This window comes from Coleofasciculus sp. F4-SAH-05 (assembly GCF_040222985.1).
GTDB lineage: Bacteria > Cyanobacteriota > Cyanobacteriia > Cyanobacteriales > Coleofasciculaceae > Coleofasciculus > Coleofasciculus chthonoplastes.
In genome coordinates this window covers 1-22,191 of sequence record NZ_JAVKBY010000238.1, presented here as the reverse complement: position 1 = coordinate 22,191, position 22,191 = coordinate 1, and the positions used below count along the sequence as shown (strand labels likewise).

The 22,191-nt window shown below is 43.9% G+C and carries 17 protein-coding genes and 1 tRNA gene; 4 read left to right on the top strand and 14 right to left on the bottom strand.

The genetic code is table 11. The annotated features are described in order from the left end of the window. Positions 1 to 64: 64 nt before the first annotated feature. The 12 genes from RIG27_RS29150 to RIG27_RS29095 form a co-directional block, all read right to left on the bottom strand. Positions 65 to 280 carry an AAA-like domain-containing protein gene (locus tag RIG27_RS29150; RefSeq protein WP_446341158.1) on the bottom strand — a complete coding sequence of 72 codons (216 nt, stop codon included), beginning with the start codon at positions 278 to 280 and terminating at the stop codon, positions 65 to 67. A 216-nt stretch (positions 281 to 496) separates the two neighbouring features. Beyond that, positions 497 to 3,775: a CHAT domain-containing protein gene (locus RIG27_RS29145; protein ID WP_446350614.1), complete on the bottom strand. Its 3,279-nt coding sequence runs from the start codon at positions 3,773 to 3,775 to the stop codon at positions 497 to 499. Between the two features lie 136 nt (positions 3,776 to 3,911). Continuing rightward, a complete protein-coding gene (locus RIG27_RS29140) occupies positions 3,912 to 4,115 on the bottom strand; it encodes a DUF433 domain-containing protein (RefSeq protein WP_446350613.1) in 204 nt (67 codons plus the stop codon). A 155-nt stretch (positions 4,116 to 4,270) separates the two neighbouring features. Further along, positions 4,271 to 4,837, bottom strand: a complete 567-nt coding sequence (locus RIG27_RS29135; protein WP_446350612.1) for a hypothetical protein — start codon at positions 4,835 to 4,837, stop codon at positions 4,271 to 4,273. 62 nt (positions 4,838 to 4,899) lie between these two features. After that, on the bottom strand, positions 4,900 to 5,592 hold the full coding sequence (locus RIG27_RS29130) for a hypothetical protein (RefSeq protein ID WP_446350611.1): 693 nt from the start codon (positions 5,590 to 5,592) through the stop codon (positions 4,900 to 4,902). A 353-nt stretch (positions 5,593 to 5,945) separates the two neighbouring features. Then, on the bottom strand, positions 5,946 to 6,524 hold the full coding sequence (locus RIG27_RS29125) for a PIN domain-containing protein (protein ID WP_446350610.1): 579 nt from the start codon (positions 6,522 to 6,524) through the stop codon (positions 5,946 to 5,948). After that, positions 6,502 to 7,035 carry a hypothetical protein gene (locus RIG27_RS29120; protein ID WP_446341163.1) on the bottom strand — a complete coding sequence of 178 codons (534 nt, stop codon included), beginning with the start codon at positions 7,033 to 7,035 and terminating at the stop codon, positions 6,502 to 6,504. The genes RIG27_RS29125 and RIG27_RS29120 overlap by 23 nt, the downstream gene beginning before the upstream one ends. 26 nt (positions 7,036 to 7,061) lie before the next feature. Beyond that, positions 7,062 to 7,658 (bottom strand): DUF4352 domain-containing protein, encoded by a 597-nt coding sequence (locus RIG27_RS29115; RefSeq protein WP_446350609.1) that lies wholly within the window; start codon positions 7,656 to 7,658, stop codon positions 7,062 to 7,064. 185 nt (positions 7,659 to 7,843) lie between these two features. After that, a complete protein-coding gene (locus tag RIG27_RS29110; protein ID WP_446350608.1) occupies positions 7,844 to 9,691 on the bottom strand; it encodes an ABC transporter ATP-binding protein in 1,848 nt (615 codons plus the stop codon). Between the two features lie 223 nt (positions 9,692 to 9,914). Then, the gene (locus tag RIG27_RS29105; protein ID WP_446350607.1) at positions 9,915 to 10,685 is read right to left on the bottom strand and encodes a pentapeptide repeat-containing protein; all 771 of its coding nucleotides are present in this window, start codon (positions 10,683 to 10,685) and stop codon (positions 9,915 to 9,917) included. A 108-nt stretch (positions 10,686 to 10,793) separates the two neighbouring features. Continuing rightward, on the bottom strand, positions 10,794 to 12,125 hold the full coding sequence (locus tag RIG27_RS29100; RefSeq protein WP_446350606.1) for a YcjF family protein: 1,332 nt from the start codon (positions 12,123 to 12,125) through the stop codon (positions 10,794 to 10,796). Between the two features lie 134 nt (positions 12,126 to 12,259). Beyond that, on the bottom strand, positions 12,260 to 12,790 hold the full coding sequence (locus RIG27_RS29095; RefSeq protein ID WP_446350626.1) for an AAA family ATPase: 531 nt from the start codon (positions 12,788 to 12,790) through the stop codon (positions 12,260 to 12,262). Positions 12,791 to 12,850: 60 nt separating this feature from the next. Between RIG27_RS29095 and RIG27_RS29090 the strand changes: the two genes are divergently transcribed. After that, positions 12,851 to 13,372, top strand: a complete 522-nt coding sequence (locus RIG27_RS29090) for a hypothetical protein (RefSeq protein WP_446350605.1) — start codon at positions 12,851 to 12,853, stop codon at positions 13,370 to 13,372. Positions 13,373 to 13,421: 49 nt separating this feature from the next. Here the strand turns inward: RIG27_RS29090 and RIG27_RS29085 are convergent, their stop codons facing one another. Together RIG27_RS29085 and RIG27_RS29080 are read right to left on the bottom strand one after the other, a co-directional pair. Next, positions 13,422 to 14,555, bottom strand: coding sequence for a ferrochelatase (locus RIG27_RS29085; RefSeq protein ID WP_446350604.1), 1,134 nt, complete (start codon positions 14,553 to 14,555; stop codon positions 13,422 to 13,424). Between the two features lie 319 nt (positions 14,556 to 14,874). Continuing rightward, positions 14,875 to 14,961: transfer RNA gene (locus tag RIG27_RS29080), tRNA-Ser, on the bottom strand. 76 nt (positions 14,962 to 15,037) lie between these two features. On the opposite strand from RIG27_RS29080, the gene RIG27_RS29075 reads away from it, so the two are divergent. The 3 genes from RIG27_RS29075 to RIG27_RS29065 all read left to right on the top strand — a co-directional run bounded on the left by RIG27_RS29075 (position 15,038) and on the right by RIG27_RS29065 (position 21,726). Then, on the top strand, positions 15,038 to 15,406 hold the full coding sequence (locus RIG27_RS29075) for a 2Fe-2S iron-sulfur cluster-binding protein (RefSeq protein ID WP_446350603.1): 369 nt from the start codon (positions 15,038 to 15,040) through the stop codon (positions 15,404 to 15,406). An 82-nt stretch (positions 15,407 to 15,488) separates the two neighbouring features. Further along, complete coding sequence (locus RIG27_RS29070; protein ID WP_446350602.1) at positions 15,489 to 16,055, top strand: thermonuclease family protein; 567 nt, start codon at positions 15,489 to 15,491, stop codon at positions 16,053 to 16,055. A 58-nt stretch (positions 16,056 to 16,113) separates the two neighbouring features. Further along, entirely contained in the window at positions 16,114 to 21,726 is a 5,613-nt protein-coding gene (locus RIG27_RS29065) for a CHAT domain-containing protein (protein WP_446350601.1), read from the top strand. The last annotated feature ends 465 nt before the right edge of the window (positions 21,727 to 22,191 follow it).

Sequence of the window (22,191 nt, the reverse complement as noted above, 5' to 3'; positions counted from 1 at the left end):
GAAACCGCAAAAACCCTGTAGAGACGTTGCATGCAACGTCTCTACTCCTAGCTATAATTCATAATTAATAATTCATAATTTGCTGAAAATATTGCCGATATAACTGACAACGAGGAATGACGCGATCGCGCTTTCGCTGAATCAGTCCCATACTGTATAATTGGTACGCCTGCATAGTTTCAATTCGCACGGGTTCTGTGGCACTAACAACCTGTTTTAATGCGGCGGCTAATTCCGAATTTTCTTTGAGGAACAAATTTAGTTGGGGATATTGGTTCATCTTCTGACAATCTCATCAACATCGATAGTACAATCCAATTCACCGCTAATGATGGCGTGAATGGAACCGAACTCTGGGTTTAGTTGATAGTCTACCGCTGCTAACCCATTCTCCTTCTAGATTGTAGAGACGTTGCCTGCAATGTCTCTACTCCAGATATAGACCCCTCATTTAGCTTTACAGTCACTAATTTCTCATCTACAGGGACTGATTAATTCAGCGTAAGCCTTGGCAGGTAAATGCCGCCCAGAATCGGGGTTGTGAGAAAGGATGATGTTCATCTGGAGATTTTTTTATAGTCTGAATTTGCTGAATCATTGTATGGTATTTACGATAGTCGCTTTCCCATTTTAAATAGTCTGTTGAATCGGGTTGGCATTGGTTGCGCTTATGCCTTGCCTCTTTCCGCTTTACTTCTGCTTGTTGGCAGAATTCTTTGATATCCTCTCGATTTAGCAGTTCGTCTTTCTGGAGTTTTCTTAATTTGATTTGAGCCTGTCGCAGCGCTTCCGGACGATTTTTTCCCTGTTTTCGCTGTTGATAGTAAAAAATAGAGAATAAAGCTGTAGCTAAATCAGCCACTGACCAAAGAGTGCTAACCACACTTCTCGCCCCGGCACATAAAAATCCAGTCGAGAGAGTGAGACTATCATCAGTGATTTCTGGCAATCCTAAACCTGTTTCGCAGCAGGAGAGAAAGACATCGAATAAATCATGTAAACGCCATCCCGGTGTCATTAATTGCCCTAATGTAATATGACCATCCGCTAATTTTAATACCGATTCCAATGGATTATCCAGGCGAAATTCGGCATGGTGACTGGAGTGAATCACTTGGACTTGATTGACCAGTTGGCGATAATTTTTAACCGTGGCTTGAGTCTTCCCCTTTAATCGTAGATTATCGGGAATATTATGTAACCTGGCGATTTGTTCGCCTTCAAAACTGGCAAAAGGCAGGTCATCTGTGGCATCTTCAACTGTGCCATATTGGGTTGCAGGTAATATCTCTACATCCTGATCGCGGCGTTGGTGGCAAAATTTTAAGATTTGGCAACTGGGGGTATAACGAATAAGAAATTTGTCTCCGAAATAGTCTCGACTTGCACCATTCTTTGAGTCGGGAGAAGAGTTCGGAATCGGTAAAGCCGCAAAGGGAATTTGATGCAATAATAAGTGAGGAATGATAATCAGTTCGTCAATACCGTTTAAATGGTTGGTAATCAGTTCAGTCAGTTGCAGGCGTTGAGAGAGTTCGTTGAGAAATGTGTTGATATTGCTTTTCCAATTCAAATTATTCTCAATATAAGGTTGTAACCAGTTCTGAGAAATCCAAGCTTGCAGGGTATTAATTCCTTGACCGGGACAAGTCTGAAGCGTCAGTTTATTTTGTCGTAGAATGAATAAATGTAGGTCGTTAGTCGTTGTATAGAAACTCAGAATAGCAGTAGTCGGTTCGTCAATAAGTTGTTGTATCTGAGCAAAATTAGGCGCATCAACTTTAATTTCTCCAGCTAGTACGGGGTCAAGGCGTCTCAGTTGTTCCCAGACGTGCAGTTTTTCAGCTTCTAAGGATGCGATCGCGTCGTTTTCGGCTTGGAATGCAGCGCGGTTTTTGCGATTGCTATCCATCCCCATCAGTTCTCGATTATTACTGGATTTATTTTGCCTTCGTTCTTGGTCAATGCGCTGTTGCAAATTATCAAACTTTTGCAACAATTCCTTGACATTAGGGGCAATTTCATCACTTTGGTAAAGGTCATTACTTGCCATTAAATCGACCAAACGTTTAGCCCGCGATCGCTCGACGGTTTCCAGGGCTTTTTCTAATTGTCCAGCATTGATACAAGCTTGTACCATATTGTGATAGATATGAAAGGCTTCTGCCGAAATCTCTTGACGGCGAGATTCAGACGTTGCCCAACTGCGGCTGGTTTCTACAGCTTCAATGGCAATACCGTATCCCTCAATAGATTCTGCCCAACGCTTTGCCTTTGCCGCAATCTCACCGAATTGGCGTGCAGCTATGAAGCACTCCGCAGGAAATGCGGTTGGTGTAAAAACTTCTAAAGCTAACCGACAACAAGCGATCGCTTCCTCAATTTGCCCTAGATTTGTATAGGCAATAGCCAGATTATTTTGGTTTTTAGCCCAATAATCGGGAAAAGCATCATGATTAAAGACTTGAGAGGCAGCTTGGTAAGCTGTCATTGCTTTCTCTAAGTTTTCTGTCCGATTGCCGCGAATTCGTTCACTGTAGACAAGTCCCAAATTTTTTTGAGCCATTGCCCATTCTCTGGGAAACATCTCTTGGCTGTAAACTTGTAAAGTAGCTTCATAAGCGGCGATCGCTCGTTCCTGATGCTCGGCATCGTATGTCCGCTTCGAGTAAACCATGCCTAGATTGTTTTGAATCGCCGCCCATTCTCTAGGAAATTCCTCTTTAGTGGCGACTTGTAAGGCAGATTTGTATGCAGCAATAGCTATTTCCAGATTTTCTGCCAGATTCCCCCGAATCCGATCACGGTAAGCATTAGCCAGATTCATTTGTGTCTGCACCCATTCCTGGGGAAACGCCTCCCGGGTATGAACTTGCAAGGCGGCTTGACAGTAGGCGATCGCTTTTTCCAGATTTTCCGATCGATCTCCGCGAATTCGTTCCTGATAGGTAACTGCCAACGTGTTTTGAGCATTTGCCCACTCTTTAGGAAACATCTCCTTAGTATAGATTTCCAGTGCGGCTTCGATATACTCAATGGCTACTTCCAAGTTTTCTGCGCGATTTCCCCGAATTCTATGAAGATAGGTATCTCCAAAATTATGTTGCAGCTTTGCCCATTCTGAGGGTATTGTCTCACGGGTGCAGACGTCTAAAGCTGCTTGAAAGTGTCGGATTGCCTCTTCCAAGTTATCAGCTTTTTGTCCCAAGACTCGGTTGCTGTAAGCCCCTCCTAAATTATTGTGAATCCCTGCCCAGAGTTGAGGAATTTTTTTTCGGGTATCAATTGTCAATGCTTGTTTACCAACCCAAATAGCTTTTTCTAAGTTCTCAACTCTATTTCCACGTATCCGGTTCGTGTAAGCCAAAATCAAATTATTTAGAAGTTGTGACCAAAGTAGCTTTTCATCAAACTTTATTGCCTGACTGAACATTTCAGAAACAATTTCATAACCTTTTATGGCAATCTCTAAATTGATAGCCCTATTGCCTAGTGGAAATTGCATCAGCAATGTGTTAAAGTATATAATTTTTAACGAGATAAATCGTGCGGTTTTAGACTCATCTTTCCGTAGAGTAGTATCTGCCCACTTGCAAAACTGCTGTAAAAAATCATCATTCAGTTTATGTGAGTTAGCTTGTAGCAGTGAATATACTATTTCTAAATCATCCGGGCTTTGTCCAATTGCCCCCAATACCTCAGTTAAGAAAGAAGGAGGCTCTATTTTACGTTTTTTGTGTTTTTTATTTTTATTAGTGCCAAATCCTTTTGCCATATCAATTCAATTTTCTGCCAATTGACTAAGTTTTTTATTGCTGATCTAGTTCATTCGCAATCTCAGAGATATTAGGATAATTTATTTCCTGAAAATTAACGGTATATAATAATTAAAATTTAACTCTTTTATTAATTCATTCAAATCCATAATAAATACAAGCAAATATGTCATCCCGTTCGATACTCGGATATCCATCAAGAATCTCCTCGACAGTCATCCCACTCGCTAAATAGTCAAGAATTAGAGAAACCCAAATGCGATGACCTCGAATACAGGGCTTACCATGGCAAATATTGGGATCGATAGAAATTCTGGATAATAGAGTTTCTGGATTCATATCAATTTTCCTGGAGGAGTCAGCAACTTTTGATTATAAATTATAGCGACAAAAACTCAGATATTGCACCAATGGCAACCCATTATTCGTAGGGGCGCACCGACGTGCGCCCTCGACGTGCGCCCTTTTCTTCCCTGAAAGCAGATCCATTCACTTCAATTCCCCATAATTCTCCATTCTCTTTCTTTCAATTCCGCTAATTTCTCCAACAAACTTTCAGCTAAATCAAATAACTTAAACTCATCTTCCTCATCCCCAGAATCGCGAGTCATCTCTCCCACAGTAACCCCACCTGCCAAAATCGCGATCGCTTCATGCAACCTATCCGATTCATCAGCAATACTTAAACAGCCTTCCAACCGGGCAATAATTTGAGCTAATCCCTCAGTTTCCCGTTGCTGCTGCACTCGCATTGCTAAGGGATGATCACTGTCTCGCGCCCAGACTGCGGCGGGATAATCACTCGCCAAAAAAGCACCGATAAATTCGACAATTGAGGTATCAATAAATGTTTCTTCCGATGCTAAAGTAACAGAATTTTCTACCGTTGTTTCATCATCATCCCATCTGTCTAGCCAATCTCCCTCGATATCCTCAATATACAAATTCACAAAATCAAGTCCATGAGTCAGCCAATCCTGCTGCATTTTGCGGGATTTTTCCAGCGCTTCAGAAAAAGCGCCTAAGTCATCATGACTGTAATTTTGTTGTTTGGTGACCATAACTTAGATAGAAAATTCCGTTTGTGCTAAAAAATTTCGGTCGTCAGCACCAATCTACCCCGTTAGGGAAATTGGAGATAACGTCCCAGGGGAAGAAAGTCACTGTTATGAAGTGTTATTGTTACTAACTGCTCCAAAAAATCGGGTTTTTCAGGGTTATAACTGAGGAAAAGTCCTCGATCAATTACCCACATTTGTAGCGTATCCTGCCAATTTTCATATTTTTTTTGAGCATAGTTATTACTCACAGTTGTTACCTGAAGGCAGAGTGGCTTTCTTTGACGATAACTAACAATCAGATCCGTTGCCATAGAGAAATCGGCGATATAGCGTCGCCAAACTGTACCCCCTCGACTCTCAATTGTTTGAGCTATAGAGTTAAGGATATCATCGTCCGTTTGACTAAATTCGCATGACATCAATTTTTGTTTCCAAATATAAAACTTTGGATCATTGCTATTTAGCCATAGGGGAAAAAGATAACGATACCAATATCGTTCCGTGGGCGTCATTTGCTCAAAAGCAGAGTCCTGCAACTCTGGAGAGGTTAAGCTTTTAATCTTAAGCCAAACGTCAGCATCTCGAATCACCTCTAACAAAAACGCCATGACAAATTTTTTGGCAGTAAGGGAACCTGGCTTGACGTCTTTCACCCAGCGGTTGATCTCATCTAACCGTTTCGCTAAACAGGGTTCTATCGATGATGCTTTTTTCATTAGGGATTTGAGTTGATCCTTGATTTCTAGGGGATGCACATGATTGCTCTATTTGTCGATAACGGGATGATGGTTGAATTTATTATATCTCACTTCGTCCCAAGTCTCTACTTGATTCGCCATTAATTAAATTAACATAAAGAAACGCTGTATTGAGCAAAAATTGGACTTAGGGTCAGGGCGGGTTTATTCACTTGGTAAGATCTCGCCGTAGCTAAGAGTAAAACCCGCCCCTACAAATCAACCTTTTGATTGAAGGGTGTGATGCAAGCGTTGATGGCGAAGACAGCGCCTACTACAAACGGCGCGATCGCACACAAGAAGGCGAGGATGGCAGCGAACCCTAGACGCCTTAAATTAGAACTAGCCAATACCTGGATCATTTCTGTTGCTTATTCAGATTGCTGGGACTGTAGCCAATTGAGCAATACTTGAGTGCTACTAAAATAATTGGTAATCCCCACATTTCCCAACGCGGCTTGAACTTCAGGTGTACCAAAGTCCCGTTCATTACTACTCAAAAATACTTGAGTTTCCGTCTGGTAAGATTGAGCCTGATGTAGAATACAGTGAAGAATCAGATTATCTGTATAATCTTGATCAATTAAAGAAATAGTTAAACCATCTTGGATTATGGACGGCGTTAAAGCAATGAGTTCGGCTTTTTCAGATATCTGGTTAAGCGCTTGAAACAGACGCATTTTAATCTCTGTAAGTAGCTGCTCATTTTCCGTTTTAGACTCCATTAAAAGCGCCAACATAGACCTGGCATTAGATGAGGTTACATCTCGCCGTAACTGACTGATTTGCAAATTTAGTTCATTTTCAAAACGTCGGCGGTATTTTTGTTCATTTTCCAACGCTGATAAGGATTCCATTAAACAAATACTTGGCATGACTAGCTGCACCGATGATGGCGTATTTTGCAGCAATGTAGTCGCTAATAAATCACGCCCCGTACAAATACTCATGAGAAAGTTCGTCTCTAAGTATAGTATCACCTGAAATTTCTACCTCACGTTTGGTGCTACCTTCGTCTAGTCGTTTTAATAAACCAATAGCTGCTAATTCTTCTGATGCTGGCGGTGTTTCTAACTTCCAGTGGAAGGCTAAATCGTCCAGCCATGCTAGAAGTAGCGTTTCTAAGTAACCTCCAGTTATCTGTTGATGCTGATAGTCACGCTTATAGCTATCAAAGTCCCTAATATAGGGTTTTACCACATCAGTGGTCTTTAGGGAATAGATAGCCTCAGACCAATTGACGCCATCCCATTGAACAATTTGAATCGTTTCGGGGTCAACTAGCATCGCGAATGGAACGACGGTTTGTGTGGCTTTTAGGTAGGACTTAAATTGAGAGAGGGTAAGCTTAACCACACGGCTACCTCTGACATCAGCAACTAGAATAACTCGTCCCTGTTTGTCTAAGGCAATTACATCAGCAGAGATTTGATGGCGGAATATGGGATTGGCAGTTTCCATAGGGTTGATTGGTGATGGGTGATTGGTTATAGTTTAACAACAATGGGTTGACAATCTAATCCCTTGGCTGCTGTTGATTTTTCTTCACACTCAATTGGATGCGGCTGAAATAACAGTTTCAAATTGGTTGTATCTTCGGGAACTTCAAACACAAGCTGTCCCTGTCGTTGATCGCCGGGACTAATTTCACCTGTCGGTGTCTCAATATCCTCCAATGCACTGGCTAAAAGCGCCACTTCATAAGTATTATTGTTGCCATCGATAACGTCAAAGGAAACCACGGAAAAGGTTTGCGGTTGTTGTCCTTGATTAACAATTGTTGTATCGACTACCACCCACTGATTTCCTTTATTGGGTTGAATCACGCCTTTTCCGGGATGCATCCTGGTGCTGTTAACAGTAAATTGGAGATTAAGATTGTTTTGGCTGATGGAAATGACCTCACCGAGAGAATGTGTTGGTGCTGAAATGGGCTTGGTTGCAGTAGATTCAGTCGTTTCCCCAGACGTGCGATCGCGACTTTCAATCGTCTCAGGGTTTTGTTCTGATGGAGAACATCCTAGGGCTAAAGTGAGGAGGATAATCGACGCGATCGCACAGATTCTTTTTCGGGTTTTATACATACTTAGTCATCCTTGTCAATATGAGCAAAAAAAATAGAGGTAAAAGTTATATCCTATTGTCGGGGCTGGTTTAGCCGTTTAATTGATGGGTATACCGATAACTTATCAACAAAACCCGCCCTCTTGTCGTTTAGATTTGATCCAAATGACAAATGATGAATGACAAATGACAAATGACAAATCTCCTAACTTCCCAACATCTGCAACTGATACAAAGCCGCATACAAACCCTTCTGTTGCAACAGGTGTTCATGAGAACCCGATTCCACCAACTCACCCCGTTTAAGCACCAAAATTCGGTCTACATTGCGAATGGTTGAGAGACGGTGGGCGATAATAATTGCCGTGCGTTTTTCCAATAAATGATCAAGGGCTTGTTGAATCAACGCTTCGGTTCCCACGTCTAAACTCGCCGTCGCTTCATCTAATACTAAAATTTGCGGATCACGAATTGCCGCCCGGGCAAATGCTAATAACTGCTTTTGACCCCCAGAAAGATTGGTTCCCCTCTCCCGAAGTTGAGTATCGTAACCTTGAGGAAGTTCTTCGATAAATTGAGCCACATTTGTGGATTCCGCCGCCGCTTTCACTTGTTTAATCGAGTAGTCTTCGCCCAAGGTAATATTACTTTTAACATCCCCAGCAAACAAAAACCCCTCTTGCAAAATAACCGCCATCTGACGCCGTAATTCAGCTTGGGGCAAATCCCGAATATCAATCCCATCCACTAAAATACGTCCCTTTGTCGCTTCATAGAGGCGACACAGTAAGCGAATAATCGAACTCTTTCCCGCACCCGTAGGACCCACTAACGCCACTTTTTCTCCGGGGCGAATGGTAAAGTTTAAATCTTTGAGAACATAGTCATCATCTTTATAAGCAAACCAGACATGTTCAAAGCGAATTTCACCTCGATGCGGTGTTATTTCTCCCTTACCATTGCTTCTCGGCTGTTCTGAAATTAACGCCGCATGGGATAACTCTGGATCACGAATTTCAATCGGCTCATGCATAATATCACTCACCCGTTCAAGTGCCGTGAATCCAGCTTGGAACATGGTAAACTTGTCAGCAAACTGACGCAAAGGATTAAATAAACGCTGGGCGTAGAGAATAAAAGCAGATAAGACACCAAAACTGAGATTATCTCGCAGGATCAACCAGCCTCCTAACCATAATACCGCCGCGATCGCCACTAAGGATATCCACTCTAATGTGGCAGATACAGCAGAATCGTGAAAGATAGTTTTATCAACTTCCGCGACATAGCGCTGGTTCACCGCCCGAAACATTTCAGCATTCACTTGTTCCCGGCGAAATAGCTGGACAATATTAATCCCAGCGATATTTTCTTGCAACATTGAGTTGAGTGTGGATAGTTCTTCTCTGGCTGTATAATTCGCTTTCCGATATTGCCGCTGGAAGTAGACAATTAAGCCGGTAACTGGAAATAACATTAATATCAGAATTAGCGCCAGTTGCCATTGTAGGGAAAACATGAAAATGGCAATAACCAGCATTGAGAAAATGTCATTGAGAATGCCAATGGCACCACTGGAAAAGACTAATCCTAATGCTTCCACATCGCTGGTGATCCGGGTAATCAGTTTTCCCACCGGGGTTCGGTCAAAAAATCGCACTGCCAGGGAGGTAATATGGTCAAATAAATCATTGCGAATCCCGGCGGTAATTTGCTGACCTAAGTTCTCTTCCAGGAATTTCTGGAAAACGCTACAGACTAATCGGATAATGATACTCAGTAATAACAGAGTTGCCAGGATATTGATGCTTTCTGATAAAGAACGATTATCCAGAAACCACCAGGTTTCTTCTTGACGAATTAAGGAAACCGCTTGCCCAATAATTAAGGGTTGAATTGCACCCAGAATGGATACGGGAACGAGTAAAATAATCGCTATGATCAGTAGGCGTTTTTTCCTGAGTGCATAAGGAATCAATCTCCGGAAAAGTCGCCAATCGGTTTCCCCGCGTCGGTTAACGCCTCTAGATGTTGGTGATGATGCCTTAGTCATAGTAAACCCTGGTTTTAAGAAGTTGAACGTTATTGGGTAGGGGCGGGTTTTACCGATAACGTTTGGCAAAAACTGATAACGTAACTAAACCCGTCCTCCTCAGTCAAAAGTTATGTAGAGACGTGCCATGGTACGTCTGTCACAACAAGAAAATTAATCATAAATTTATAGGTCGAGTTGTCAATCACCTGTTTTAATCCTCAGTACGATGAGTCTAGTTTAATTACTCATGAATTCTACCATCAGGTAAAATAGTCCCCGATAAAATAGCCCCTGTTAATTTAACCAACAATCGGTCGCCTGTCCCCACTTTAGCGCCCCGCAAATCCGCACCCCGCAAATCCGCACCACTCAAATCCGCACCAATCAAATTAGCATCCCGTAAATTTGCCTGAACTAAACAGGCTTGAAATAAGTTAGCGCGAAACAGATTTGCTCCTTCTAAATTCGCGCCACTGAGATTAACATTATGTAAAAAAGCATCCGTCAGGTTAGCTTGACTGAGATTAGCCTTACTAAGATTACGTCCAGATAAGTCTTTTTCTTTCAGATCAACCCCCTGAAAATTAGCGCCACTGAGATCAGGCTGCGATCGCGGGCGCTGGGATTGCGATCGCGTTCTGGGTTGGGAGTAATTCCTGGATGCGTAGGGCGGTTGCTGCGGTTCTCTGGATTGATAGTAACGCCGCGATTGAGTCGGTTCTCGTCGGGGCGATCGCGCACGGTAATAATAGGTATTGGAAGCAGGTTTGGGCGGCGGTGGGGATGAGGGTTTGGGGGTTTTGGGTTTTTGCGATCGCAGTTCGTCTCGCGCTTGGTTAATTTCCTTGAGTTTGGCTTCAGCTTTCTGACGCAAGCGCTGATTATCTTTGGGGACACGATCCGGGTGCCAAATAAATGCCAAGTCTTTATAGGCTTGGTTCACGTCTTCTAGGGAGGCTCCGGGTTCTAGTCCCAGTATTCTGTAGTAGTGGTCTAAATTGTTAGATGACATTGCCGTCTTATATTAACCTCAAATTTAGACTCTCTTTAAGAATTTTAGTCCATTTTAATGGACTTGGGCGATTAGCCCGGAGTTTGAACTCCGGGCAGGTTTTCGGGTTTACTTTATACCCTTAAACCGTTCTTTCGCCGACTCAAATGCTTCTTTCATCACCGATTGAATTTTCTGGGGATCGGGTTTTTTCCCGCCCATTAAATCCCCAAAATAAACACAAGCCCCCTCACCCAACGCCCAGGTATACGCCGCCGCCCAAGACGCCGCGATCGCACTCCCTAAACCGGGTAAGAATTTGATTAACTCTCGTCCCACCGCTTGCGCCACAAAACCCCCCGCGATCGCACTCACAACTCCCCCAGCTTGAGAAGGCGTCAGCGTCTGTCCATATAATTTCCCCAACAAGCCAACCAGCGAGACTTGTAGCGCCGTTAAAACGGGCATGGTGGCAAAAGGTAACGGAACCGCCGCCAAGGTTGCAGCCATAATCGAAAATGCCAAAATATACCGTCGCCCCACATCTCGATACAGATTTCCCAGTTGCTGACTGGCGTCTTTTTCTTCTAATAATTGAGAAATGGCACGAGATTCGGCTTCGGGTAATAAGTCGGCTAAGGCATCGCTGAGTGCCTCTAAGCCATAAAAGACGGGATGATACTCATCTTCTTCTCGGGTAAAATCAATGAGAACTGCTCGATTATACAGACCATTAAAAGCAGTCTGAATTCCCTCAAAGGCGCGGTTCATCTCTTCATACTCTGGGGGATAAGCAGGATGATCAATGACATCAGTTGGATAAAGTTCATGTAAGCAGGTGAGAGCCAGCAAACAGGGAATCTGGGGATATTTTTTTTGTAACTGTTCAGCCACCTGTCTTAATGTATCGGTAGCAAAGTCATTAATTTTCACCGTCAAAATCAGGATTCTGGCACGATGAGTATCCTGTTGCAATTCATCGGCTAATTCCTGAATAATTATCGGCGTTTCTTGGTTAACATCACCTAAACCCACAGTATCGGTAAAAATCAGCAAGGGTAGGTCATTCGAGGGATAAGCATAACGCTCAGTATATTGTGTATGGGGACGAAATCCCTGACCCACAATCTCCCCTGAAACCCCAGTCAATCCCCGGACAATGGAACTTTTCCCCGATTGAGGTTTGCCAATCAGCAGCGCTTGGGTTGTGGGGAGTTCTTTGCGTACCGACGCCAAAATCTCAGCGACTTGCGCCTCATTAACACTAAACCAGTCAATCACCGTTTGTGTGACTTGTTCAGTGGGAAGGAGTTTCTGCAAGCGATCGCTGGCTGTAGTCCAGAGTCCAGCCATGCGGTTCGTCCAGGAGTTATCAACCGATTCTGAGGTTGTCCCTTCCGTCGGTTTTTGCACCTGCTGAGAATCAGCCGATGGTACGTCAGCCTTATGTTCGTCAGTCATCTGATAAAACGATGAATCTCTTCAATCCTACCTATCTTTAGATTACATACAGATGTAGAGACGTTGCATGCAACGTCTCTACAGATTGATTGGCTTTTGTCTTTACTATTGCCAGAAAGTCTATTGCCTATTCCCTATTCCCTATTCCCTATTCCCTGGCGCGTAGCGCTATAACGGTTGAGCATTTGCCAGATATCCAATTCTGTATCCGCTAGATTAACCGAATTCACCGCTAAAAATCCCTCGCTGGTTTGAGGCGGATGATCTCGCAATGCGCGATAAAAATCCTCAATCACCAGATCAGGAACTTGGCGTTGGCGCTGTCGGTTCCAAGTTTTGCAGGTTTCTAAGGGAGTGGTAAGATACCAACCTAACCAGCGCACAGTTTCACCAGATATCTTAGGCAACAGCGATCGCCGCCATTCGGGTTTAGCATTGGTGGCATCATAAATCACCGGGTTGCCATCGGCAATGGATCGATGAATTTGCTGCAACACTTGCGTTTCAATCAGTGACCAATCCCCTTGGATGTTCTCATCCCCAAATAGCTGCGCCCGGATCGCGTCTGTGGACACAATCACCGCTTTAGGTTCGAGTTGAGTTAGTTTGGCAGCTAGGGTAGACTTGCCAGAACTAGGAGAACCGATGAGAAAATGACAGATCATCAATAGAATTGTTTCAAACGCGATTTACCTGACAATTAACCGATTACGGGTCACAATTATATGACTTCTGTCAATACTAATTTATACCTAATTTTAGAGAACCTAGGTTTCTTTATCGTTGCTACTGGGTTTACCGCAATTGTCGGCTGGGCGTGGCGGAAGGCTAAACCGTTCACTATTCCTGAACCCTTGCCCGGATGGTTTAAAATTTGGTTTGGTACAGTTCAGGTTATCGGAGTCTTGGTTCCCCTAGTCGTTATGCTTCTTTGGGGTGTCTGGTGGAATTATTCTACCGTGTTAACTGTACTTGCCTTCTATTTTTTGATGCTAGGATTACAAATTTTATCGGAGATAATCACATTAAAACAGTTTCAATCGGTCGTTTGGGTAATGGTTCCCTACTTATATCTGCCTTATCGCCTCTGGCAATTATATGAAGGATTGACTATCCTGAATTCTGATAGCGAATTGATGTGGGTAAGGACTCTGTTAATTATAGAAATTGTTCTTTGGACGGGTAACTATCTCCTAGATTTGGCACAGCTTCCCCGGTTGTTTCGATGGGAGGTTAAGGAAGGCTAACTCTCTTAATCAGATCCCCAACTTCTTGAAGAAGTCGGGGATCTTAGGTTTAGTGATCGTGGTGATGATGATGGTGATGATGATGACTGGAAGCTGATTCCGGATTAACCGCGATCGCAGTTTCGCTTAACAGTGCTTCAATCTGAGGATTTGCCCAATCTGCCGCCATGGCTAAAAAGTCAGAATGCTCATTGACACAGGGCATCTGCACATACGTCACATCAGAGTTACGATGCTCTAAAGCGTGGATGATGTGATGAACATCCAGCAAGGTTTCATGATTCTCTGTAGCAAAGCCAATCGGCATAAATACGAGCGCTTTTGCCCCTAAATCAATCAGATTCTTCGCGGCTAACTCAGCATTGGGCTGTGTCCATTTAATCAGAGGGGTTTGGTGATTCAGCCAACCCACTGAAATTAACGGATACTTATAAATTAACTTTTCCCGTACCCGTTCATACAATGCCTCACTTTCCATGATGCCGGAGGTAAACCCTTTTGCCTCATGGGGACAACCATGATTCATCAGGACAATGCCAATTTGAGAGGGTAAGTAAGCGCTGGCTAACTCAGCCGCAATTTTTTCCTCCACCATCTGCGCCATCAAGTCAATGTAGGCGGGTTCGTTGTAAAAGGAGGGGATATACCGTTGTCCGTTGAGCCAATGTTCATCGCCCTCCGTCAACTTAACTAAAGCATTATTCACCTGTTCGACAGCAATCCCACTGGTGAAGATAGAATCAACGACCAAGAGAGGATAGATCAGCAGTTTATCAAAGCCTTGGGCTTTAATCTGCTCCAGCACCTGTTCCGGTAAAAACGGAGCGCAGAAGTTAAACGCCTTAAAGACTTGGACGCGATCGCCCCATTTTTCTTGCAGGTGTTGTTCAATTCCGGCTCGTTGCTGCTCAAAAATTTGGTTGTGGGGGGAGATGAAATTATTGTGCTGATGTCCCCACTCATGGAAATCAAAAACGGCTAACAGTTTGGCTAAGGGGGGATACACCCAGGTGGGTACAGGGGCGAACTTAGCGGTTAGTAAGTTTAAGGCTTGCTCATTATAGTTGGCAAAGTCTTCGTAACTTTCGACTTCCCCGTAACCCATGAGTAAGACAGCAACGCGATCGCCGCCTTCTGGGTTAGATGTGGGTATTGATTGGACTTTTTCAGGAGTGGCAACCACAAGACTATCCTATCAATTGATGGAACATTCACTGGGTCTCTTCCGAGGTTTGGAATGAAGACTCGCCAGTTACCCTTAGGGTAACATCCCCTGTGGGGGGATGATTCACCTGTCTCGTTACAATTAGTTCATTCAACTTAGCTGCCAGATTCTTTACGCCGCGATCGCGCCGTTCTCCAATGACTTACAGACGATCCTAGTGCAGCTCGGCGGAAATATTGGAGCAGCTTTGTAGGTGTGGAGGAGCAGGGGAAGCAGGGGGAGATGTTAGCTGTTCAGTGATTTCTGCTTTCTTGCACTAGCAAGTCTATCTTTTGAACGGAGAGGGAGGGATTCGAACCCTCGTTAGAGTTTCCCCTAAACAGCATTTCCAGTGCTGCGCCTTAAACCGCTCGGCCACCTCTCCAGGGGGTTTATTATGATCTGTGCGAGACTTAACAGTATCAAACTTAGCACACAATCTGTAATTATACACGAAACGGATGACTCGATTCTATAAAATTACAATTCACCATCGCCAAAGCAATACCCAGCATACCCTAGACGTTCCCAGCGATCGCTACATTCTCCAAGCCGCAGAAGACCAAGGGGTAGAACTGCCGTTTTCTTGTCGCAATGGCGCTTGCACCACCTGTGCGGTGCGTGTTCTCTCCGGTGAAATCTATCAACCGGAAGCCATGGGACTGTCTCCAGCACTGCGCCAAAGAGGTTACGCACTTTTATGTGTGGGGTATCCCCGTTCCGACATAGAAGTCGAAACCCAAGACGAGGATGAAGTATACGAACTCCAATTTGGGCGCTATTTTGGTAAAGGCAAGATTCGGTTTGGATTGCCCTTAGATGAGGATTAAACAGCACACTCGCCCCCTCTATTTCAGTCACTCCCCCCTTTTTAAGCAGGGCTGGGGGGGATCGAAACGCCCAACAGTTAACGTGAACAGCAATACAGCTTATCCCAGCCGCCTCGTCGCCCTCCTGATCGGCTGTGGTTTTCTCCTTTTACTGGGGGGATGTCAATCTAAAAAAGTTCCCCCTGGTATCCCTGTACAAGTCCAACAAGTCGTCAGTGGACAAACCATCGAGGTATTAGATACCACCCAACAACCCGCCTTAATTGTCCGGGTGCGGTTAATTGGCATAGAATCACCCGACTTAAGACAACAGCCTTGGGGAACCGCCGCTAAAACTCGGATTGAACAACTGATCGGTGAAAGGAGGGGTCAGCAACTGGTACTCCAATCGGTTTTCTTAGAACCCGATGTACAAACCAAAGACAGTTTTGGTCGCTGGTTAGCCTACGTTTGGCATGATGGAATCATGATCAATGAACAACTGATCAAAGAAGGATATGTCCTAGCGACACCGCGATCGCCGAATAATAAATATAATGAACGCCTAATCCGCGCTCAGGAATACGCCCGAATTATGGGATATGGCATCTGGAACCCAGAACAACCCCTCCGTTTAACCCCGGCGGAATTTCGGCGACGCAATCCTTAAGAGGAGGCAGAAAACAAGTTTGTAGTAAGCACTTTAGTGCTTAAACGCATAGCTGGAGATGCCCGATATCTTTGAGGAGCAATTTGGGGGTTTAGATATCATTATAAATAATAGTATTCTTGAAATTCAAACGGGTGATGTTCTTCTTGAAGCATCTAACAATATTACGATTAGTGATGGTCTGTCACTAAATTCTTTCGGTGGATCAATTACGTTTACCGCTGATGCAGATGGTAATGGTGTTGGTGATTTTTCGATGGATCAGACTCAATCAATTACGACACTAGTAGGAGGAAACATTAATATTTCTGGGCAAACGATTACAGCAGGAACAATTTCAACACCAGGAGGAAACATTAATATTTCTGGGCAAACGATTACAGTAGAAGCAATTAGCACTGCTCCTAGTGCTGGTGATGGTGGTAATATTACATTAAGCAGTAGTGTAGGCAGTATCACAACAGGTCAACTTGATGCTGGTTCTAGTGGAGGAGGGAAAGGTGGTGATATTACCGTTGATACTCAAGGAAATATTCTCGTAACAAGTGATATAAATGCCGATGGTGGCGTTGGTGGCGGTGGTACTGTTAATCTCACCAGTAACAATGGTACGATAACGGTTCAAGGTGCAATCAATACATCGGGTTTTGATAGTAATGGTGGTGATATTAACCTAGAAGCAACAGACAATATTAACACGGGTCAGATTGATGCAACGGGTTTATCGGGGGGTGCGATTTCCATCAGTACAACTGGTAATATTAATACGGGTCAAATAGACTCCATCGGTGAAAGTCCATCGGACACGGGGGATACAACAGGTGGAACAATTGATCTTAACAGTAACAATACAATTACCGTTCAAGGGTTAAATACGTTTGCTATTTCTAATGCAGGAAACGCCAATGCTGGTGATATTACTCTGAATGCGGCGGGTGATATTATTACGGCGGATATCGATACAAGTGTTGCATCAAGTAGTACATTAAATTTAAATGAAGGTGGCAATATTACCTTAGTAGCTGGCAAAACAATTATTGCTGGTGATATTGATGCCGGTGGTGCTCAGGGGAATATTGTCTTAATTGGTGTCATTGGTGGGAATATTATCCTGATTGGAGACGAAATTGACTTTACCGGAGGAGTCGATGGCATAATATCAGTCCACAGTGAGCCTGGTAATTTAGTCATTGAACCAGCAACACCTAGTCATAATATTGCCATCGGTGGACCATTTGATGTTGATGCTAACGCTTTAGATATAACAGCTACGGAGTTGAATGGTTTTAGTGAATTTAGCTCCATCACGATTGGACGAACTGATGGGACTGGGATTATTTCACTCAGTCCAGTGACATTTGACCCAATTATATTTAATTTACCCCTAGAAATTGTGGGTGGCTCAGAATTATGGGCACCTACAGATGCCAATACGACTTTCACTATAACTGGTACAGATGCTGGCAATGTTAGCAGTAATGGTTTGACCAGCATTCCTTTCACGTCAATTGAGAATCTAAGCGGTTCTGGTGGCGATGATATGTTTAGCTTCACGAACAACGCAACCCTTAGCGGCACAATTGATGGCGGGGATGGGATAGATACCATAAATTACTCCAATAATCCAAATCCAGCTATCGTTAATCTTGCCGCTATTGGCGGTGAAAATATTGAAACCGCTATTGGAAATACGGGTAGCACCTTAATTGGCACAGATACAGCAAATACGTGGAATATTACAGCTAATGATGCTGGAACGGTTAATGGAACCTTGAGTTTTGTAGATTTTACTAACTTGAGTGGCGGTAATGCTAACGATACATTTCAATTGAATACTGGAGTCACGTTTAACGGAACCATCAACGGGAGTGGGGGGAACAATACAATTATTGCTAGTAACACCCCCAACACATGGAATTTAACCAACTCCAATGCTGGCAACATTAACGGTAATACCTTTACCGCTATTAACAACCTGACAGGGGGAAGTAATAACGATACATTTAGTTTCAAGGATGGCGTAACCTTTACCGGAACTGTTGATGGCGGTGCAGGAACAGATACCTTAGATTACTCCGCCTATACCAATCCCCTAACCGTCAATTTAGCCACATTGGGTGAGGTCAATATTGAACAGGTTACAGGAACCCCCAACGCTACCAGCACTCTAGTTGCCAATAACACTGCCAATAATTGGACGATTACGAATAGCAATAGCGGCACAATTAATGGCACACTCAATTTCAATACCTTCTCGAATCTGAGTGGAGGGAGTAGTGACGATACATTTAGCTTGAATGATAACGTTACCTTGACGGGAACCATTGATGGGGGTGGAGGCAACAATACAATCATTGCTAGTGACACCCCCAACACCTGGAATTTAACCAATTCCAATGCTGGCAACATTAATGGTAATACCTTTACCGCTATCAACAACCTGACAGGGGGAACTAATAACGACATATTTGGTTTCAATGATGGCGTCACCTTTACGGGAACAATCGATGGTGGCGCCGGAACAGATACCTTAGACTACTCCGCCTATACCAATCCTATAACCGTCAACTTAGCCGCATTAGGTGGGGTAAATATTGAACAAGTTACCGGAACCGCTAACGCTACCAGCACTCTAGTTGCCAATAACACTGCCAATAATTGGATAATTGCGAATAGCAATAGCGGTACGATTAATGGCACAATTAATTTCAACACCTTCTCGAATCTGACAGGTGGCAACAATAACGACACATTTAGTTTTAATGATGGCGTAACCTTTACCGGAACCGTTGACGGTGGCGCCGGAACAGATACCTTAGACTATTCAGCCTATACCAATCCCCTAACCGTCAACTTAGCCGCGCCATCGGGAACCAATATTGAACAAATCCAAGGAACTCAAAACGCTACCAGTACCCTAATTGCCAATAACACCGCCAACACTTGGACGATTACCGGAAGCAATAGCGGTACAGTTAACGGACTTACCTTTAGTGACTTTTCTAACTTGACGGGTGGAAGCTTGGATGATACCTTCCAATTCAACAATCCCGCGACTATCAGCAGCAATATTAATGGAGGTGCAGGAAATCTTACCCTAATCGGTGATGAACTTAATTTTACAGGCAATATCTCTGGAACCGGAACTTTAACCCTACAATCATTAACCTCAAACCAAGGAATTCAACTCGGAGGTGCGGATAGTGGTAACAATAGTATTTTAGATTTAACCGCACCCGAACTGAATTCCCTACAAAATACATTTACCTCAATCACGATTGGGGGAACAACTAGCAGTGGTGCAATTACCCTAGCCGATGATATTACTTTCCAAACCCCTGTCACATTACAAGCACCTGTTGGTTCAGGTTCCATCAATACCACCGCCGGAACCCTTACCGGAGAGGGGAATGCGACAATTACCTTGTTGGCGAATCAAGATATTATTACAGATGACATTATCAATCGCGATCGCACTCTTACCATCACCAGTAACAATGGTGCGATTACTACCGGTAATCTTACCGTCGGTGCGCTGGCGCTGACAACCAATGGTGGTGATATTTCGGTGAGTAGTTCTAATCCTATCGCCGTTTCTGGTTCCGGCTTGGTTCAAACCCGTGGGGGTGACATTAATTTCAGGGGAACTGACATAAACGCAACGGCTGTCAACTTAAACTCTAGCAATCCAAATAGTCAAGGTGGGAATATTAATCTAACGGCTACTTCGGGTATTATTTCTACTCATAACCTTAACAGTTCCGGAATCAGTGGCGGCGAGATCATCATTAACGCTTCAACAGCGATTACGACGGGTGAAATTAATAGCAGTGGCATTTCCGGTGACGGGGGTCATGTTATCCTTGACCCCATCGGAGATATTCAGGTTGGTTCAATTAACGCTCAAGGTGGTGAGAATGGTATAGGAGGTAACGTTGATATCACTGCTGGTCAATACTTCCGCGCCACTGATACTTTTACTGACAAAAATGGGATAGACGCCAGTATTTCCACGGCGGGTGGTAACGGCGGTGGAGATATTACCATTCGCCATGGGGGTGACGCACTTACACCCTTTAAAGTCGGAGATACTGAACTAAACGGTACAGCCGGAGTTCTCACCAGTGGAGACATTAGTATTATCCCGCCACATTCATTTCCCCTGAGTCACCGAGAAGGAAATATTGAAATTATTCGCGCTGACATTCCTACTAATACCGTTGATGATCCTCCAGTCAATTCGGTTGATATCACTCAACCGACTGAAGTGAACGAATCTGCTGATGAAGACACCAGCGAATCCGCTGATTCAGCATCGGTTCCCACCACTACCAACATCACCACAACCCCAGCCGCCGAAACGGAAGTCGCTCAACAAGAAGGCAACTTCACCAATGCGTATGAAAGCCATCTAGGAGTTAGAAATACCCGCACTGTTACCCCTCAAGAAACCAAAGCCCAGCTTAATCAAATTGAACAAATTACTGGCATCAAACCCGCCCTAATTTACGCATTCTTTAAACCCCAAAATCCCACTCCCGAAAAACCCAATCCCAAAGACAAAAACGAAATCATTTGGCAATTTAACCCGTCCACCTCTCAACACCAACAACTTTCAACTAACCCCAATCCCCAACCCACTGACCAACTGGAACTTGTCCTGGTTACCGCCTCTGGAGACATAATTCGCCGTCCGGTTCCTGGCGCAACTCGAGAGAAAGTTCTGCAACAAGTGCAACAATTACGTCGCGCTGTCACCAATGTTCGCATTCCTCGCCCCTATAAACCTTCAGCAAAACAACTTTATAATTGGTTAATTTCCCCCATCGAAGCCGAATTACAAGCCCAAGAAATTAATAATCTGAGCTTCGTTATGGATAGGGGCTTGCGTTCCCTCCCCATCGCGACACTCTATGACGGAAACCAATTTATTATTGAGAACTACAGCGTCGGGTTAATGCCTAGTTTTAGCCTCACCGATACCCGATATGTAGATATCCGAGATGCTAATATCTTAGCCATGGGTGCTTCTCAATTTGAGGAACAAAACCCCTTACCTGCTGTTCCCCAAGAGTTATCGATGATTATCAATCAATTGTGGTCAGGGGAATCCTTTCTTAACCAAAACTTCACCCTAGATAATCTCAAACAAGCCCGCGCGAGTCAACCCTTTGGCATTCTCCATCTCGCCACCCATGGAGAATTTAAACCAGGAAAACCTAGTAACTCCTATATTCAGTTTTGGAATACCAGATTAACCCTAGACAAATTGCGGGAGTTGCAATTAGATAATCCCCCAGTTCAACTGATGGTGTTAAGTGCCTGTCGTTCAGCCTTAGGGGATGAACAAGCCGAGTTAGGCTTTACTGGATTAGCGGTACAAGCGGGAGTAAAATCGGCGTTAGGTAGCCTCTGGTATGTCAGTGATACCGGGACATTAGGACTAATGACCACATTTTATCAACAGTTAAAACAAGCCCCGATTAAAGCTGAAGCCTTACGACAAGCACAATTGGCAATGATGCGGGGGGAAGTGGAATTAGACGGCGATGAATTAGTTACACCATCGGCTAGGATTTCTTTACCCGAGGAATTACTCAATCAGGGAAATATTAATCTGACTCATCCCTATTATTGGAGTGCGTTTACTTTAGTCGGAAATCCATGGTAGTTATAGCACTACGCAGACAAGTTAGGACATCAGGACACATCATTTACGTATGTAGAGACGTTGCATGGAACGTCTCTATGGTGCCGTAAGTCCTAACCTGCCTTGGTAAGGCTATAATTTGTAAACAAGCCTCAAACCCTTACAAAGGACGTAGTGGACTGACACAGCTAAAATAGGACTTTGTTTGTAGTGAGAACTTTAGTTCTCTAACGCCTAGCTGGAGAGGGCTAAAGCCCTCACTACGTACCCAATCTATTGCACCATTTTAGTTGGGTCACGGCAGTAGTGGACTGACACAGCTAAAATTGTGGAATAGATTTGACGTTTAAACTGAAGTTCCCCTTTGACAAATCGCTACACCGTATGCATGTCCCGGCTTAGGGCGATTTGTCTTTCGGCTTCACTGGGTACAAATCAGGCTGACACCCAATAAATCTAAAGCCTTTCTTTGTACTGGAGTAGGTT